The sequence below is a fragment of the Aeromonas sp. HMWF014 genome, assembly GCF_963878295.1.
GTDB classification, from domain to species: Bacteria; Pseudomonadota; Gammaproteobacteria; order Enterobacterales; family Aeromonadaceae; genus Aeromonas; species Aeromonas popoffii.
The window spans coordinates 1-3,680 of sequence record NZ_CAWNYS010000463.1; the positions used below are offsets into that span (position 1 = coordinate 1).

2 protein-coding genes and 1 pseudogene are annotated in these 3,680 nt (G+C 50.8%); 1 reads left to right on the forward strand and 2 read right to left on the reverse strand.

Annotation, left to right across the window (positions count from 1 at the left end; all coding sequences use genetic code 11):
* Positions 1 to 1,454, forward strand: a 1,454-nt coding sequence (locus AAC083_RS18155) for a leukocidin family pore-forming toxin (RefSeq protein ID WP_146181725.1), incomplete at its 5' end; no start/stop codon positions are given.
* Between the two features lie 122 nt (positions 1,455 to 1,576).
* On the opposite strand, the pseudogene AAC083_RS18160 reads toward AAC083_RS18155, so the two are convergent.
* Positions 1,577 to 1,890 (reverse strand): annotated as a pseudogene (locus AAC083_RS18160) (IS4 family transposase); the annotation flags it as partial.
* 129 nt (positions 1,891 to 2,019) lie between these two features.
* A partial coding sequence (locus AAC083_RS18165; protein ID WP_219927910.1) for an autotransporter domain-containing protein occupies positions 2,020 to 3,680 on the reverse strand: 1,661 nt, incomplete at its 5' end.

Sequence of the window (3,680 nt, forward strand, 5' to 3'; positions counted from 1 at the left end):
ATCTGATTCACGATACCTTATATAAAATAGAACAATTAAGTGATTTGAGTGACATCTCTCCAGCAACTAATTTTAGCTATCAAGGTGAATTCAACCAACAAATCCCTATGATTGAGTATTACCTCAATCTCAATAACTCAAGTGTTATACAGAACTCAACCTGTGGAGTTAGCTGGGATGGTAGTACCATATCCACCTGTAAAGACAGAGATATCGATTTAATATTCTTGGTATCGCTAGCAAGCTCCGAGAAATCTGGGATGTCTAATAATGGTAAATTCGTAAGGGTTAGCATTGGTAAAGAAACTCAAGGCCGTGGGATCACGCTAAACCATGAGGCCATCAGAACAATTAAAAACAAAGAAAAATATAGTAGCACTGAGTTCATGAGTGCTCCAATTATTGAGGCAGCAACCTTCACTGTTAAATCAGACAAAAATTCACCATCTAAAGCAAGAGCCCGTATCTTCAATTCATTCCCTGAAAATATAAATCCTGAAAGCAGTATTAGCCAGGGGAATAAAGTCACTTATAATGCAACACTAAGTGTCACGGCGAAGCAGCCTACGCTCACCACAAGTGTCACCTCAGAACAAAGTCGAAATGTTACGATCACATCAAGAGAGTATGCAGTATCAAAAAGATTACTTAATGACCCCAGCGGCAGTGATGAAGCAATTTTTTCATGGGAGAGGAAACAGTTTAATAATGCCAAGGATAACATGAGGTGGTATGGCGCTCAAAACTCTTTAAATAGAAAAGACCCATTGATGTATGACAATATATCTCAAATGTCTTACGAGAACTTCATGCCTAGCTTTGATGTTACCTTTGTGAACGATGAAAAAGGAAAAGCTGGCACAGGAACGTTTAACATTGAAGCAGTAATTACACCCAAAGTATTCAAAGCATATGGCGATGTTATCTGTAGTACCACCCCAATTTGTAGAACAAAATTCAGAGGCGAGTCTATCCAGGCACCGCAATTGAAAGCAAACATTTCATTTAAAGTGGATTGGGATAACCCTGTATTTATTGGTCAGTGGCCAGTAAATCTACAGTTGGGAGGAGTATCAAGCAAATGCACTAGCATCATTGGAAACAATAACTCACCAACATTCACTTTTGAGACCTGTGATATTAACAACAATAAGAAACAGGGTTTCTTTATGGATAAATTTGGAAGACTACAAAGTATTTCCGCCATTGGGTACTGCTTAGAAAGAACATCAGATGATATCAGCAAGCACGGCGTATCCATGGGGCTATGTAATGACAATATGAAGCTTGAGCAGCATTGGGTATGGGATGGTGACAACCTGATTAACCAGCTTTATAAAGAGCAAGTTTTCGTAAATATTAGCAATAACGATGTTATTCTTGCAAAGGACAAACCACAAGGTAGCAACCCAATTTCTTATAGTCGTTTCCTGGAGTTATTTACCCCGATGTAGGAGCCCCCACACTTCAATAGCGAAAAAAGTTAATGAAGTTAATGTTCAAGGGTGCGTGACGCACCCTTTCTTCATTGTTGTAAATAATCGTTCATGTACAGGTTATTAAGAAGGTGCATTATTTAATAATGCTTTTCAAACATCCTGTTTTGTATCAATGTCATCTGCTTGGTCCAACGGACATGTTTAGCCAAATAAACGGAGACCCACGCCAACCCTCCCTGATCTCACCCATCGCACGATGCGCAACTGCTTCTAATATCGGGAACCACCACGTAACGCTATACCTCGCCGCTTTCAGTCTGGATAGCCCTTCGTTCATCAGCGTATGAGCCCTCCGTCGCTTCATCTCTAACGACGACTGGCTTGCCCCCTTCTGCAAGGGTTTTCCGGCCGGTCACAAAGCCCTTGAGCCGTTGTGCAATTTCCACTCCTTCCGCGCAGCTAAAGCACAACACTCCGCCAAAGTCGGGGTCTGGCGGAGTGTTATTTTGTGGCTATACCTCAGGGGGATCCATTTCCTTCTGTAGGGAGCAACCCAAACATGTTGAACTGGATCCTGGATTCAGAACTGGCCATTCAGACCCAGGCGGATAGTGTCGTTACGCTCGTTCGTGCCAAGAGCTGTTTTGTACGAAACCCCCACTTGCCAGACGCGTCCGAGGTTAAAGTCCACGCCCATCTCCAAACTAGCAAAATCGCTGTCCACCGCGTCGGGCTTGAACTGGTACAGGGTGCCTTCGTCACCCTGGTCGGTGTAGCGCATCTTGTAATCGCTACTGTTACTGAAGTTGTGGCCCCAGGCCAGGCCGACCTTGGGCGTGACCAAACCGATTTGGGTCGTCAGATCGTAGCTCGATCGCACGCCGAGGTAGGAGGTGAAGTTCTGCTGGCGCTGCTTGTCGTAGGACAAGCCGTAAATGCCGCCGCCACTTTCACGGTAGGCATCCAGGTATGTGCTGCTGGCGTTCAAGCGGCCGTAGGGCGTCAGCGACATAGGCCCCTGGCGGTATTCATTGCTGGCAGTCAGGGAGGCGAACAACTGATCGGCATCCCGCGAGCCACGGACATAGTCATCGGCGCTGCCAGTGATGTAGCGGCGCGAGTCGAAGCTGATGCGGTTGTAGCCCAGCAGGCCGTCGGCATGCACCTGCGGTGCCAAGTTCAGGCTCAGGTAGGTGGCGATGCCGATAGAATCCCCATCGCTGCGAGTGTCGTGTTTGCCGATGTCACTGCGGTCATTGCCGTAGCCGATACCGACACCAGCAATGGCGGTAGGCGACAGACGATAGTCGACACCGACGCCCAGGCTCAGGGTGGTGAAGCTGTTATCCTGCGCACCCTGTGCATGGGTCGAGCCGACGCTGACGAAGCCGTCGCTCCAGAACGCCATGGCATCCTGTTTGCAGTTGTTCTGCCGGGAGGTAGCGACTTCGCTTTTCTCCTGCTCGGTCTGGTTAGCCGAGTTCTCCAGCTGGCTCTGGACGGCTTTGGCGATCTGGCCCAACGGTACGTCGCGGCCTTCGTTGCGCAAGCTGGCATTGAACGAATTGCGGTCGCAACTCATCTGGTGCAGCTGTTCAAGACGCCGATTGAAGTTGTCCATCTGGATGGTGGCAAAACGCTCGGCTGCGCGGGTCTGGGCGTTGAGCAGGCCGATGACCTCTGCGTCTTTGGTCGGGTCCGGGCGCTCCTGGATCATGAAGCTGACAGTGCTCACGGCACGGGCTCCGCTACCATTCTCCAGGCTGAAGCTGACGACCGCAGTGCCGACGAAGGCGGCCGAAGGCACGAAACTCATTGAGAAGCGGCCGGTCATCATCGCCCGTCCGGCCGATGCCGGTGTGACCGCCCCCAGTGTAGCCTGGGTGAACGGGCCACCGGTGGCGCCCTGGGTCAAGTCGACGGTGGCCGACTGGCCCGCCGCCAGGATCTGGCTGGAGGCCGGCACGTTGATCTCCATGGCGGCGATGGTGATCGAGTAGGCCTGGGAGCAGCTGGCGCCGTTGGCATCGGTGACGGTAATGGTCAGGTTACTGGTGCCGGTGGTGCTCGGCGTACCACTGATCAGACCGCTGGCGCTGTTCAGGCTCAGGCCCTCCGGCAGGCTGCCGTTGCTGATGCTGTAACTGTAGGGCGCGGCGCCGCTGGAGACGCTCAGGGTCGCGCTGTAGCCCGTGCCGACGGAGCCGTTGCCCAGCGTCGTCGGGCTCAGGCTGATACTCG